Origin of the sequence: Noviherbaspirillum sp. Root189 (assembly GCF_001428545.1) — a bacterium.
Classification (GTDB): Bacteria; Pseudomonadota; Gammaproteobacteria; order Burkholderiales; family Burkholderiaceae_D; genus Noviherbaspirillum.
Window position 1 is genome coordinate 20,324 of sequence record NZ_LMHZ01000036.1, and the last position, 13,951, is coordinate 34,274.

At 55.6% G+C, this 13,951-nt stretch carries 14 protein-coding genes and 1 riboswitch; of the genes, 6 read left to right on the forward strand and 8 right to left on the reverse strand.

Going from position 1 to position 13,951, the window contains the following annotated elements; all coding sequences use genetic code 11:
• Positions 1–124: 124 nt before the first annotated feature.
• From ybgF to ASE07_RS20055, 8 genes are all read right to left on the reverse strand, one after another.
• The gene (ybgF, locus tag ASE07_RS20020) at positions 125–874 is read right to left on the reverse strand and encodes a tol-pal system protein YbgF (protein WP_057292594.1); all 750 of its coding nucleotides are present in this window, start codon (positions 872–874) and stop codon (positions 125–127) included.
• Positions 875–877: 3 nt separating this feature from the next.
• Positions 878–1,405, reverse strand: coding sequence for a peptidoglycan-associated lipoprotein Pal (gene pal / locus ASE07_RS20025; RefSeq protein WP_057292595.1), 528 nt, complete (start codon positions 1,403–1,405; stop codon positions 878–880).
• Between the two features lie 41 nt (positions 1,406–1,446).
• Positions 1,447–2,712: a Tol-Pal system beta propeller repeat protein TolB gene (gene tolB / locus ASE07_RS20030; protein ID WP_057292596.1), complete on the reverse strand. Its 1,266-nt coding sequence runs from the start codon at positions 2,710–2,712 to the stop codon at positions 1,447–1,449.
• Between the two features lie 6 nt (positions 2,713–2,718).
• Positions 2,719–3,726: a cell envelope integrity protein TolA gene (tolA, locus tag ASE07_RS20035; RefSeq protein WP_057292607.1), complete on the reverse strand. Its 1,008-nt coding sequence runs from the start codon at positions 3,724–3,726 to the stop codon at positions 2,719–2,721.
• 5 nt (positions 3,727–3,731) lie between these two features.
• A complete protein-coding gene (locus ASE07_RS20040) occupies positions 3,732–4,169 on the reverse strand; it encodes an ExbD/TolR family protein (RefSeq protein WP_057292597.1) in 438 nt (145 codons plus the stop codon).
• A complete protein-coding gene (gene tolQ, locus ASE07_RS20045) occupies positions 4,169–4,867 on the reverse strand; it encodes a protein TolQ (RefSeq protein WP_057292598.1) in 699 nt (232 codons plus the stop codon). The genes ASE07_RS20040 and tolQ overlap by 1 nt, the downstream gene beginning before the upstream one ends.
• An 80-nt stretch (positions 4,868–4,947) precedes the next feature.
• On the reverse strand, positions 4,948–5,388 hold the full coding sequence (gene ybgC / locus ASE07_RS20050) for a tol-pal system-associated acyl-CoA thioesterase (protein ID WP_057292599.1): 441 nt from the start codon (positions 5,386–5,388) through the stop codon (positions 4,948–4,950).
• A 52-nt stretch (positions 5,389–5,440) separates the two neighbouring features.
• Positions 5,441–6,187: an SDR family NAD(P)-dependent oxidoreductase gene (locus tag ASE07_RS20055; protein ID WP_057292600.1), complete on the reverse strand. Its 747-nt coding sequence runs from the start codon at positions 6,185–6,187 to the stop codon at positions 5,441–5,443.
• A 135-nt stretch (positions 6,188–6,322) separates the two neighbouring features.
• A riboswitch (ZMP/ZTP riboswitch) is annotated at positions 6,323–6,436 on the forward strand.
• Between the two features lie 95 nt (positions 6,437–6,531).
• Here ASE07_RS20055 and glyA point away from each other — a divergent pair.
• From glyA to ASE07_RS20085, 6 genes are all read left to right on the forward strand, one after another.
• Entirely contained in the window at positions 6,532–7,776 is a 1,245-nt protein-coding gene (gene glyA, locus ASE07_RS20060; protein ID WP_057292601.1) for a serine hydroxymethyltransferase, read from the forward strand.
• A gap of 244 nt (positions 7,777–8,020) precedes the next feature.
• Positions 8,021–8,491 (forward strand): transcriptional regulator NrdR, encoded by a 471-nt coding sequence (gene nrdR, locus ASE07_RS20065; protein WP_057292602.1) that lies wholly within the window; start codon positions 8,021–8,023, stop codon positions 8,489–8,491.
• A gap of 118 nt (positions 8,492–8,609) precedes the next feature.
• Positions 8,610–9,191 (forward strand): type IV pilus modification protein PilV, encoded by a 582-nt coding sequence (gene pilV, locus ASE07_RS20070; protein WP_082584327.1) that lies wholly within the window; start codon positions 8,610–8,612, stop codon positions 9,189–9,191.
• Complete coding sequence (locus tag ASE07_RS20075) at positions 9,188–10,153, forward strand: PilW family protein (RefSeq protein ID WP_235548545.1); 966 nt, start codon at positions 9,188–9,190, stop codon at positions 10,151–10,153. Before pilV ends, ASE07_RS20075 begins: the two co-directional genes overlap by 4 nt.
• A complete protein-coding gene (locus tag ASE07_RS20080; RefSeq protein ID WP_057292604.1) occupies positions 10,153–10,800 on the forward strand; it encodes a pilus assembly PilX family protein in 648 nt (215 codons plus the stop codon). Before ASE07_RS20075 ends, ASE07_RS20080 begins: the two co-directional genes overlap by 1 nt.
• Positions 10,801–10,911: 111 nt before the next feature.
• Positions 10,912–13,950, forward strand: coding sequence for a pilus assembly protein (locus tag ASE07_RS20085; protein WP_162256918.1), 3,039 nt, complete (start codon positions 10,912–10,914; stop codon positions 13,948–13,950).
• Position 13,951: the final 1 nt, after the last annotated feature.

Sequence of the window (13,951 nt, forward strand, 5' to 3'; positions counted from 1 at the left end):
TTATGCCATCTGTCAAATGAGTCTCGACAGAAAAATGAAAAGTCCCTATTTAAAACATTTCACGCCCATCATTGCTGACCAACCTAGCGTTACAAGGGCCCCTACAACACCAGCGAGAAACTAACTACTTGAGTGCTGCCAGTCGTTCTTTTGCTGTCTCGGCGGACTGCGACTGAGGGTACTGTGCCACCAGGGTTTCAAGGGTTTTCTTTGCCGCTGCCTTGTCCTTGAGTTCCAGGTAGCAGCTGGCAATGTTCAGCAATGCATCGGCTGCTTTGGGGCTATCGGCATAGTTCTTGACGACCACCTGCTGTGCAGTAATCGCATTGCGATAGTCGCGCTGTGCATAGTAGGTATTGCCGAGCCAGTACTGCGCGGATGGCGCAAGGCCGGATTGCGGATAGCGTTTCGTGAAATCGAAGAACGCTGCACCCGCACTGCGATAGTCGCCCGCCTTGAAGAAGGCGAGAGCAGCGTCATAGGCCCGCTGCTCACCCTGTTCGACCATGACATCCTTCCCATCGACCGTTACCTGCTGCGGTTCAAGCTTGCGCACCCGCGTATCCAGGTCTACGTAGAAGTCCTTCTGGCGCTTCTGCGTATTAGCCAACTCGTTGGTCAGCACCTCGATCTGGCCGCGCAGGCGGGAAATTTCCTGTCTGAGCTGCACATTCTCATTGTTCAGGTCAAGACTATTGGTCTTGTCCGCCTTGGCGTTAATCTCGCTTTGCATGTTCGCGAGGCGGTTGCGGATTTCGAGGATAGCTTTGCGGGCTTCCTCGTCTTCAAACAGTGCCGCCTGCGCGTGCAGGGGGATTAATGCGCTTGCGGCCAGTGCAGCCGCAGCAAGTGTCGATCGAAAGAAGGTCTTCATGTTTTATTGATAGGCCAGATCGGCGCGGCGGTTTTCTGCCCACGCGGCTTCATCGCTGCCAGTTGCTTTCGGCTTTTCCTTGCCGAAGGAGACAGCTTCCATTTGCGCATCGGAGACTCCCAGCAGAGACAGGGACTTGCGAACGGCTTCCGCACGTTTTTGGCCGAGTGCCAGGTTGTATTCACGGCCACCGCGTTCGTCGGTATTGCCCTGGATGACGATCTTGCGGCCCTTGTTGGCGACTAGGTACTTGGCGTGTGCGTCCACGACCGGCTTGAACTCGTCCTTTACGATGTAGCTGTCGTAGTCGAAATACACGCTGCGCTTGGCCAGGATGCCTTTCGGATCGTTGAGCGGATCGGTCGAACCGGTGTTCACGGTACTGATGGCGCGGGAATCGGCGGTCGCCGGGACAGTGGTGCCCGAGCGCTCTTCGATCTTGGCGTTGTCGTCCAGCTTGACGGAAGAACCGCAAGCTGTCAGCGCCAGCGCGCTGGAAAGAAGAAGAGCGAGAGTTGTGGTAGTGCGCATTAAAAAATTCCTCCTGAGTGAGTATTGCTTCGAACCATCTATTATTTCATGAACGGGCCCCAGGTGGGCTCCCTGATATCGCCTGCACGCGTGGTCAGGCTATGCCTGACGCGGCCATCAACTGAAACCACGGCAAGCGAGCCGCGTCCGGTTGCATACATGATGTATTTGCCATTCGGCGAAAAGCTCGGCGACTCGTCCTTGGCCGAGTCCGACAGGCGTAGTTCCTGGCCGCTTGACAAATCGAGCACGTACAGCTGGAACCGGCCTTCACGACGGGAAATGTAAGCGATCGACTTGCCATCGGGCGCGACACGCGGGCTGATGTTATAGCTGCCGTTGAAGGTGACACGTTGTGCTTCGCCGCCGTTGGCGCTCATGCGATAGATTTGCGGACCGCCGCTGCGGTCGCTGGTGAAGTAAATATGCTGGCCGTCCGCTGAGAACTGGGGCTCGGTTTCGATGCCGTTGGAGTTGGTCAGTTGACGCAGGCTGGAGCCGTCGGCGTTGACCACATACACTTGGGTATAGCCACTACGCGATAGAGCGAGGGCAAGCTTTGAACCGTCCGGCGACCAGGATGGTGCCGAATTGTTGCCACGGTGATTGGCCACGACGGTACGCTGGCGCGAGGTCAGGTCCTGCACATAAACCACCGGCTTTTTCGCCTCGAACGACACGTAGGCTACCTTGGTGCCATCCGGTGACCAGGAAGGGGAAATGATGGGCTCGTTGGAGCGCAATGCGACTTGCGTTCCTTCGCCGTCGGCATCCGCCACTTCCAATCGATATTCGTTACCGACCTTGGTCACGTAAGCGATACGGGTCGAGAATGCGCCGCGTACACCGATCAGTTTTTCGTAAATATCGTCAGCGATCTTGTGGGAGGCGACCCGCAAGCGGTCCGGACCGGCAACCTGGCCGAACCCCGACAGGCTGGTTGACTTGACCGTGTCCAGCAAGCGATAGCGCACGTCGTAACGGCCATCGGCAAGACGCTGCACGCTGCCGACCACGAGTGCGTCGGCGCCCCTGGATTTCCATTCGCCAAAGTTGATTTGTGTCGTCTCCGACATGGAGTTGCCGGTGTCGATGATCTTGAAATAACCACTGCGCGCAAGGTCGGCCTTGATGATGGCGGTGATCTGCTGAGGTGCGACGGTTTCATCAGCAAAGCCTGCAATGGCGACGGGAATCTGTGTCGCACCGACGCCGGAGGTTTCGACGCGCAACTGCGCCTGTGCGAACGTGGCCGTGAAGCCGACGGCAAGAATCACAAACGTACGCGAAAAAAGATTTTTTATCATGGTCGCTTACTGGTCTTTGGGTTTATGGTGGCCTATGAATGTAGACGGCACGCTGCCCGACGAGTCTTTCGGATAAGGCTGAGAGCGCTCAATCGCGCGAGCGACAGCTTCATCGAAACCCGGCACGCCGGAAGAGCGCAGCTTGCGCAAGCCGGCTACCGAGCCGTCGGGAAGCAAGCGCACTTCGTATTCTACAGGGGGGTTGCCCTGCAAGCTCTCCGGCACAATAAAGCTGATGTTGGATCGGATCTTGGCAGCGATACGCTGGCTATACGCGCCGTCGGCCCGGCCACCTTGTGCCTTGGGGGCGTCGCCCGAGCCGCCTGCGCCGGTGATGCGGCGCATATCTTCTTCGCGCATTTTCTGCGCGAGCTTAGCGTCCGCTTCTTCCTGCTGGCGTTTTTTCTCCGCGAGTTTCTTGTCGGCCTCGGCTTTCGCTGCTTTTTCCTTTTCCAGGCGCTTGGCTTCTTCCGCCTTGGCCTTGGCGATTTTTTCTTTTTCTTCCTGCTCGCGCTTTTCCTGTTCGCGTTTCTTTTCCTTCGCCAGATCTTCGTCGCGGCGCTTCTTTTCAAGAGCGAGCTTCTCGTCCTGTTGTTTCTTTTCCAACGCGATTTTTTCTTTCCGCTCTTCTTCCTTGCGCTCTTCCTCTTCGCGGCGCTTTTTCTCTTCGATCTTGCGTTTCTTTTCCTGTTCGAGCGCGATATCCGGCTTGGCTACCGGAGGTTCTTCGACCTTGGGCTTGGGCGGTTCCGGCACAGCGACCTTGGGGACTGGTTGTGGCTCGGGTTTCGGCTCCGGCTTGGGTTCCGGTGCTTTTACCGGTTCTGGCACGGGCGCGGCTTCACGCGGTTGGGGACTCCAGACTTCGGCTTCAATCGTGGTCGGGGTTTCATTCTGCCAACGCACACCAATCCACAGGAACACCAGCAGTGCCAGATGCACCAGTGCGGCCAGGATCAGCGCGCGCCAGCGGCCGCGCTCCTGTGGAACGGTGTACGGGGCGGAATCAGTCATTGCATTCATTGCTTGGTTGCCAACCCCACGCGAGTGATGCCCAGCTTCTTGGCCTCGGAAATGATCTGGATCACTTCGTCGTACTTGATGTCCTTGTCGCCGGAGATCATGACAGGCATGTCGGGATTCGCTTCATGCATGGCACGCAGCTTCTGGATCAAGCCACTGCGACCGCCTACTTTTTCAGCCTGGCTGGCGCTCTTTTGACCGATGATGCCGATAGTCGCAGTGGTATCTGGTTTGAGTGAAATCTGGATATATTCAGTCGGCGGCAGCGACGATTTCGCTGCGGTTGGCAGATTGATCACGCCGGGATTGGTCATCGGTGTGGCCACCATGAAAATCACCAGCAGCACCAGCATCACGTCGATGTAGGGGACGACGTTGATTTCGGATTTGAACTTGCGGCTACGCCCACCGCGCATCGTACTGTTGCCTGCCATTAGCGAACCTGACGTTGCAAGATATTGGAGAATTCTTCGATAAAGCTTTCGAAGCGGATCGCGAGACGGTCGATGTCATGCGAATAGCGGTTGTAGGCAACCACGGCCGGAATCGCGGCGAACAAGCCGATGGCGGTCGCTATCAGCGCTTCGGCAATACCTGGTGCGACTGATGCCAGCGTCGCCTGCTGGACATTTGCCAGTCCGCGGAATGCGTTCATGATACCCCACACCGTACCAAACAGGCCTACATACGGCGATACGGAACCGACTGATGCGAGAAAGGCAAGATGCGATTCCAATGCATCCATTTCACGCTGGTAAGCCGCACGCATGGCGCGGCGTGCACCGTCGATCATGCTGCCCTGATCAATCTGGCCCTTGCCGGCGAAAATCGCCTTGCCCTTGATGAATTCGCCCATGCCGGATTCAAAGATGCGCTCCAGGGCGCCGCTCTTTCCGTTGCGTCGGCGGTTCGACGTTGCTTCTTCATACAAGGCATTCAGGTTACCGCCCGACCAGAATGCGCGCTCGAATTCCTCGGTCTGTACCTGCGCACTTTTGATCGCGAACATTTTGCGGAAAATATAAGTCCAGCTCATGATCGAAACCAGCAACAGCAGCGCCATGACGAGCTGGACGAGCACGGATGCATTACTGATCAGGGAAATAAACGAAAGGTCTTGTGTGACGCTCATTGGCTTCTTTTAACGTAATTGCAAATTCTAACCATGCAAGGACATTGCCCACTTTGGTGAGCAATGTCCTTGCAGGGGATTTAAGCTCTGCCGCTATTGCTTTTATGTATACGGCCCAGCACTTCGTCGGGAATGGGCGTTGGCCGAAAGCTTTCGGTATGTACGCAGCCGACCCGAATCTTACCCTTGGTCAGCAATTTTTTCTCAACGCCATTTATTCGCCACGCTTCTTGTGCGAATTCCACGGAAGCGCGGCCCAGCCGTTCGACTACGACCGTGAGTTTCAGTTCATCATCTAATTTCGCGGGAGCATGATAATCGACCGCCGTGCTTTTGACGACAAACATTACATGGTGTTTCTCGGCTAACAATTGCTGACCGATTCCATGAGTCCGCAGCCACTCAGTACGCGCACGCTCGAAGAATTTGAGGTAATTGGCATAGAAGACGACACCACCGGTATCGGTGTCTTCATAGTACACGCGGACAGGCCAGGAAAAATCGGAAGTCGAATTGTCCATTACATGGCGCTTCCACGGATTGGGGACAATGTGGCAATATGAACGGTCAGCATTACATGTTGCGCTTGATATTAAACGCGCTGAAGCCTTGGCAGGTCGGCATCATTTCAATGTAATTAATATTGACGTGTGCCGGCAATGTGGCGATCCAGTAGGCGGATTCGGCAATGTCGGTTGCAGTCAGCGGTACGGTACCTTCGTAGACCTTTGCTGCTGCATTATCGTCCTTTAGGCGGACATTGGAAAATTCTGTGCCGCCGCATAGACCCGGAGCAATATTCGTGGCGCGTACACCGGTGCCGATCAGATCGGCTCGCAGGTTCAGCGTAAACTGGTCGACAAAGGCCTTGGTCGCGCCGTAGACGTTGCCGCCAGGATAGGGGTAGGCCCCCGCCGTTGAACCAATATTGATCACTGTGCCGCGTCCCCGTGCGACCATGCCCGGCAGGATTGCGTGGGTCATTGTGACCAAACCTTTGCAATTGGTGTCGATCATGGTTTCCCAGTCTTCCAGCGAGGCTTTCTGTGCAGGCTCAATGCCGAGCGCAAGGCCAGCATTGTTGACCAGCACATCGATGTCTTTCCAGTCCTGTGGCAGACCGTCGAGCGCCTGCATGATCGACACCTTGCTCGTGACGTCCATTTCGATGGGGAGCAGGGAGGCGCCGAGTTCGGCGGCAATCTTGTCAAGTCGGTCGCGGCGACGGCCGGTTGCGATGACCTGATGGCCATGTTTGGCGAATTTGCGCGCCATTTCTTCTCCGAAGCCCGAAGTTGCACCGGTAATCAGCACGATCATGGTATTTCCTTTCATACAAAAAGGTTAGGTTGGCAAAATTGTAGCCGAAAGGCGGATGCCCGATTCCAATTCGGAAAAAAGGTTTGCTGGCGATCCTTGCCACATTCGAGGCGCTACCTTACAATTTAGGTCCATTTCGTCTCACGTAACTGGCGAATGCCGGGCGCGCAGCTAGTCGCGGTTCGGCTAAAAGGTGGAAATCCACCGGGGAACGTGAGATATCAACAGCCGTTCGCCTGGGCAGCCCAAATGGAATGCACGACTGAGGCTGCCTGTCTTCTTTCTATTGGCCCTCATTCGATTTCGGCAAACCCACTTTGCATCCTTAATCGATTGGAGTTTTCATGTTCACAAAAGACCATACCATTGCCAAAGTCGACCCTGATCTTTGGTCCGCCATCCAGCAGGAAAACGCGCGCCAGCAAGATCATATCGAACTGATCGCGTCCGAGAACTACACATCACCCGCTGTGATGGAAGCGCAGGGCTCCCAGCTGACCAATAAGTACGCCGAGGGCTATCCGGGGAAGCGTTATTACGGTGGCTGCGAATTCGTCGACATCGCCGAGGCGCTGGCGATCAACCGTCTGAAGGAGTTGTTTGGCGCTGAAGCGGCGAACGTGCAGCCGAATTCCGGCTCGCAGGCAAACCAGGGTGTGTTTTTCGCGATGCTGAAGCCGGGCGACACCATCATGGGCATGTCGCTGGCCGAAGGCGGTCACCTCACGCACGGCATGGCACTGAACATGTCCGGCAAATGGTTCAACGTGGTGTCCTACGGTCTCAATGAGAAGGAAGAGATTGATTATGACGCGATGGAGCGCCTCGCACGGGAGAAGAAGCCGAAGATGATCATTGCCGGCGCATCTGCTTATGCGCTGCGTATCGATTTCGAACGGTTTGCGAAGATTGCCAAGGAAGTTGGTGCTTATTTCATGGTCGACATGGCGCACTACGCTGGCCTGATCGCCGCTGGCGTGTATCCTAATCCGGTGCCGCACGCTGACTTCGTGACATCGACGACGCACAAGTCCCTGCGCGGTCCGCGCGGCGGCGTCATCCTGATGAAAGCCGAGCACGAGAAGGCCATCAATTCCGCGATCTTCCCAGGCATTCAGGGCGGCCCGCTGATGCATGTCATCGCTGGCAAGGCGGTCGCATTCAAGGAGGCGCTGTCGCCTGAGTTCAAGACTTACCAGGAACAAGTCGTCAAGAATGCTGACGCGCTGGCGAAAGCGCTGATCGCACGTGGCTTGCGTATTGTGTCCGGTCGCACCGAATCGCATGTGATGCTGGTTGATCTGCGTGCCAAGAAGATTACCGGTAAGGAAGCTGAAGCTATCCTTGGTTCGGCACACATGACCTGCAACAAGAACGCGATTCCAAACGATCCGGAAAAACCATTTGTCACCTCCGGCATCCGTCTCGGCAGTCCGGCGATGACGACTCGTGGCTTCAAGGAAGCCGAGGCGACCAAGGTCGGTAATTTGATCGCTGACGTACTCGACAATCCGCACGATGCCGCAACGATCGAGCGCGTGAAGGCGGAAGTCAGGAAGCTGACCGAAGCGTTCCCGGTTTACGGTTAAATTCCGATGGTCGGTTCGGGATCTGGATTGCAATCAGGGCCCGGACCGGTATGACTGGTCATAATCTGTTTCTCACATCAGGTTGATCGCCCAGTCTGCTGCTAACGTGTTGTAATGGTAATGATAGTGGTAGTGGTAGCAGGGCCGGCACGCCAGGCGCTATCCATTGCTGAGTTGATAATATTGTATGCGATACTAGCGGCTACGATTTCCGAATACGTTCGCACTCATCACCACAGCCGCCATGAAATGTCCCTTCTGTCAGCATGAAGACACCCAAGTCATCGACACTCGCGTGTCCGAGGAAGGGGATACCATACGCCGCCGGCGCCGTTGCGCTCACTGCGATAAACGCTTCACTACCTATGAACGCATCGAATTATCGATGCCGGTCATCGTCAAGAAAAACGGCAGCCGTACCGATTTCGACCCTGCCAAACTCCGCGCCAGCCTGATGCTGGCTCTTCGCAAGCGGCCTGTCTCTGCCGAGGCAGTCGATGCAGCAATCCATCGTATCGAAGAGAAGCTTCTGTCCAGCGGCTCCCGCGAAGTGGTGTCCGGCCACATTGGCGAACTTGTCATGCGCGAACTGAAGCGTCTCGACAAGATTGCCTATATTCGTTTTGCCTCCGTTTATAAAAGCTTCGAAGACGTGGCGGAGTTTCAGGACGCCATCGCCGAAGTTGGTCCTGAACGCAAAACCCCCTCCAAGTAAACATCCTGCTACTACCTCCCGCGTAGTATTGCCGTTAAAAATATTGCCATTTATATAATTATCAAATATATAATATTGTCACTTGGGAATTGACAATTCATGGCAAGGAGAGGACGGCATGGTGAGAAGGAGGCATATGGTTGGCTTCTCGTTGATTGAGGTGTTGGTCGCGGTACTGGTTCTCGCGTTGGGCGTGATCGGCGCGGCCGGTATGCAGTTGACCGCCATGCGTACCGGTCATCAGTCCGGCCTGCAAACGATGGCAGTTCAGCTCGCTGCCGAACTTGCCGACAAAATGCGTGCCAATGACGGGCAGATGAAAAAGAACGATGTAGACAATCCCTTTATCGGCATAAGCTTCCGGCACTCGGTCGAAGGCACTCCGGCCACACCCTCCAAGTTGTGCTACAGCGCGAGTTGCGACAGCCGCGAACTTGCGGATTTCGATATCTACGAATGGAAGAAGCGTCTCGCTGCGACGCTGCCAGACGCACGCGCTGCCGTATGTCGCGATGCGCAGCCTTGGGATGATGCACAGCAGTCACTTGCATGGGAATGCCAGGGAGGTGCTGGTGCAGGCGCTTCAGTTGTCATTAAAGTCGGGTGGCAAGCTAAAAATCCGGATGGTACTTTGGTCAGAAACGCTTCCAAGGAATTCCCGCCCACCGTGGCATTCACTGTGGAGCCCTATATTCAATGAGGCCAATGCGATTGCATGCGCTCGCCCCGCAGTGTTGTGGCGCCGGGCGGCAATACGGCCTGACCTTAATCGAGCTCATGATCTCCATTACGCTTGGATTGCTGGTTGTCATGGCGGCGACCGCATTGCTGCTGTCCGCAAAGTCGGGCTACATCGCCCAGGATGACGGTGCGCGCATGGATGACACCGGCCGTTACGCGGTTGAGTTGATTACACGCGCTATTCGACAGGCCGCCTATGTCAACTGGGATCGGCAGGAAGCACCTGCGGTAGTCAGACCGGGAATGAGCCCAAGCCTGGAGGGCCTTGATGCTCATCGATTGAAGGCCACTACACCCGGCATGACGTCACCGCTTGGTGCGGCGGTAAATGGCAGCGATGTATTGTCGGTCCAGTTTTTTGGAGCCACGGATGACGCCGTCGTCAATTGCGCCGGCTTTCCAATCGCTAACCAGGAGCGCAGCGCCAGTATTTTCTATGTGGCGGAAGATTCGATCGGCGAGCCGCAGCTGTACTGCAAGTACCAGGGAGACAGCAACTGGAGGGCAGAAGGCGTCGCACGTGGGGTTGAAGCGTTTCAGGTGTTATATGGGGTAGATACCGATGAGGACGGGCTACCCAACAAGATGCTGAATGCGGCTGCAATCAATGCACTCGATTCCGCGACGGCAGCCGGAGAAATAAGTGACGAGGCACGCAATGCCAAAACATTCTGGAAAAAAATATCAACTGTGCGCATCGCCGTGCTGGTCCGCGGCACCAATAACTCACGTGTTCCGGCAGATAAAACTAAAACGGTCTACGACTTGTTCGGTGATGAATATTCAAGCATGCACGCGTCGGATGACAAGGGTACACATCTGAGCGAAACCGATTTTCCCAAGAGCGTCAGACAACGGCCGCGCAAGGTGTACACGGCGACGGTGCAACTGCGTAACCAGGCATCCGGCAGCGGCGAATAATGGCAACGGACCTGAGCTTAGCCGCGCTGTGCCGTCACAGCGACCCCATTGTTAATCCACGGGAGCAGGGGGCTTCACTCGTCGTCGCCCTGATGATGCTGGTGGTAACTATGCTGCTTGGTATTTCTGCCGCACAGATTGCCCTTCAGGGCGAAAAAATTTCCCGCAATGACCGCGACAGACAAGTGGCGCTGCAAGCGGCGGAAGCAGCGCTCATGGATGCGGAGCTTGATATCGAAAGTTCGCCGGATGCCGCCAAATCGCGTAGTGCCTTGTTCGCGTCGGACAATATTCTGGCGTTCCCCGAGGCCGGATGTGGCTCCGGTCTGGGCAGTACCAACTTGGGACTTTGCGCCGTCGCAGCAGAGACAACGACTCCTATGTGGCAGAGCGTCGACTTCCTGAACGATTCCAGCAACGCTAGTTCGGTCCCCTATGGCCGCTTTACCGGTTATGTTTTCCCATCAGGTAAGGGGGCGCTTCCTGCAAAACTTCCCCGATACATCATTGAGCCGATGATGTTTTCTTACAAAGGGCATGGAGCCGAGAAGCCGGAAGTGTTCTTTCGCGTCACCGCAATCGGGTTTGGCATGCGGGATACCACACAGGTGGTCTTGCAGACCTTTTACAGAAAGGCTGGTAAATAAATGACCAGAATAATCTTACTGGACGCAGGTGCAATTGGGATACGCTGTGCACTTGGAATCGTATTAACGGCAATCGCTGTTACAACAAGCGCCGCAAATCCAGAGGTCAAGATGGCCAGTGGGCCTCTGTTTAATGGACGCGCAAATATCCATCCCAATCTGCTGCTCAGCCTGTCGGTGGAGTTTCCCACGGTAGGTGTCGCCTACCGTGGAGACAAAGGGACCTATAACCGTACATTCGAGTACGTGGGTTATTTCAATCCAAAAAAATGTTATCAATACAAAGGCAGCAAGCGTAATCCCGGAAACGACCCTGACATCTACTACGAAGACCAGTACTTCATCCCCGACAAGAATGCCGACGCCTTGCACGAATGTGGGAATGCCACATTTAGTGGCAATTTCATGAATTGGGCAGCGTCTTCAGCGATCGACATGGTGCGTTACGCGCTGACCGGCGGTGACCGAATTCTCGATACGGACCAGCAGACCATCCTGCAGCGCGCCGTACTACGGGATAGCCCGGAGACCAATTTTTACGCACACAACACCTATTTTCCGCGGCGTGCGGTAACCATGGGCGGCAATGCCAGTGCGCCGGGGATGGTAACCCCGTTCGATGTCAAGACCTTGTACATCGTCTCCTGCCGCAACCGCATCCTGTTCAGCGATGTAAGCAGCGGTACGGTGGACAGCAAGGAGGCGAGTAAGTATTGCACCTCCGTCTGGGATGGCAGTGGCAGTCTTCCGAAGCTGGCGACGGACAAGAAGCTGGGAGATTACCTGGTCAGAGTCAAGGTGTGCGACGACGACGAAGGGCCGCAACGCACCGACCTCTGCCAGAAATACGGGAATGCCTATAAACCCGTCGGCCAAATCCAGCGTCATGCCGAGAAGTTGCGTGTCGGTGCAATGGGCTATCTGCTGGACGACAAAGTGCAGCGCTACGGCGGTGTATTACGGGCGCCAATGAAATATGTTGGGCCTCTTCGCAGGGACGCGCCGGATTTTATTGCAAAGGACAACGATCTGCGCGAATGGGATCCGGTTTCCGGACGCTTTCACAATAATCCTGAAATCCCCTCGGACCGGGATGGCAATCCCAACAGCGGCGTCCTCAATTATCTGAACAAGTTCGGCCGTTCCGGCAACTACAAGAGCTACGACCCGGTCAGTGAGCTTTACTACGAAGGCATCCGCTATTTTCAGGGAAAGGGACCGACCCCTGAGGCCACCAGCGGGATAGCCGATAGCATGAAAGATAGCTTTCCTGTGATTACGACATGGAAGGATCCGGTAATTGCCTCATGCCAGAAAAATTACATTCTCAATATCGCAGACGTCAACACCCATTGGGATCGTTTTATCCCTGGGAACAAACGTACAAGTTTTGCGACAGGTACTGGTGGAAGTGATGCGTATGATGATGTACGTGCAGTGGAATCCGCTGATGCGACAACACCGGAGCTAAACGTCGTCGAATGGACGCGTCTCGTGGGCGAAATGGAGAGTGACGCCAGTGGAAAATTCGGTAATCCAAGCACAAATACCTCCCTCGCAGGCCTTGAAGCGAAAGACACCGGAGCCAGCGGGCATGGAACTTATTACATGCCGGGCCTTGCGTACTGGGCAAACACTCACGACATACGATTGGACAAACCAACACGCGTGAAGACGTTTGTGATCGATGTCGATGAAGGCGGAAACGGTTTGATCGATGGCAGCAACCGCAGCACCAAACCGCGTGACAGCCAGCTTTATCTCGCAGCCAAATATGGCGGTTTTGATGCAAAGACCAAGGAGAATAATCCCTTCATTACACTGGATGCGAATGGGCAGCCAGTCTCTGGAAGCTATGTGGAATGGAGCAACGGAAAAACGGCCGCGGCGGTTCCCAGCAATTATTTCCTGGCGGGCCAGCCAAAGGAAATGATCAGTGCCATCGGCAAGGTCTTTGCCTTGTTGTCCGGGAGTGGAGGGACGATTTCCGGCGTGTCGATGTCAACTTCCCGTATTTCCACCGACGGGGCCTATGTTTTTCAACCGGGCTTTGATTCCGCAAGCTGGAGCGGTAGTCTGAAAAAACGCAAGCTGGCATTGGGCAGTGATGAAGTCGTGCATATTGCGAATACCGCAGAATGGGACGCCGGAGAATTGCTGACAGGTACAGCGGCAAAAGCACCGAGTCCTGCGCCCGAGAAGCGCAAAATATTCACGTCAGCTCCGGCTCCGGGCGGAGGTATCGCTGCAGTCGAGTTCAAATGGAGCGAGCTGGCCGACAGTCAAAAGATCTTGCTGAATACGTCGCCGACAAGCGGACAGGCCGACGGACTGGGAAGCGATCGGGTCGATTACCTGCGTGGGAAACGCGAACTGGAAGCTGACCGGCCAAACGGCATCTTCCGAACAAGGAAGGGTGTACTGGGTGACATCATCAATGGCAACCCGGTCTATGTCGGTGCACCGTCGACAAGTGTCCAGGGCAGCAGTTACCTGTCCTTTTACAAGAAACATGCTGAGCGCGCCGGGGCAGTGTATGTCGGTGCCAATGACGGCATGCTGCATGCCTTTGATGCATCCAGCGGCGCGGAATTATTTGCCTATGTACCCGATGCCTTGTTCCAAGGCCTGAACCGCCTTACTGCCCCCGAATACCAGCACCAGCCATACATGGACGGTGCAATCGCAGTTGGCGAAGCCTATGCAGGCAATGCGTGGAAAACCGTGCTGGCGGCTGGCATGGGGGGTGGGGCCCAGGGCGTATTCGCGCTGGACGTCAGCGATCCTTCCGCGTTTGCGGAGGGAGGCAAGGTGCTCTTTGAATTTACCGACATCGCTGATCCGGATATGGGAAACGTCACCGGTGTACCTGGTATTGCCAAATTCCGCGTCGGCATGAAGGACGGAGTCCCGGAGTACAAGTATTTTGCCGTCGTCGCCAGCGGTTTCAACAACTACCTGAACGATGGCGCTGACAAGTTCAATAATGATGCAGCGGGCTCGCTGTTTCTCCTGTCACTTGACAAGTCACCAGCGGCCAAATGGCAGCTCGGGGTGTGCGCCGTGATAAGGCGATGTAGTTCCAGCGGGTGGAAGCCCCGCCCGGCGAAGTGCTCCCGCCGGAAGCTACCGGAGCAGCGGTGGAGGTAAC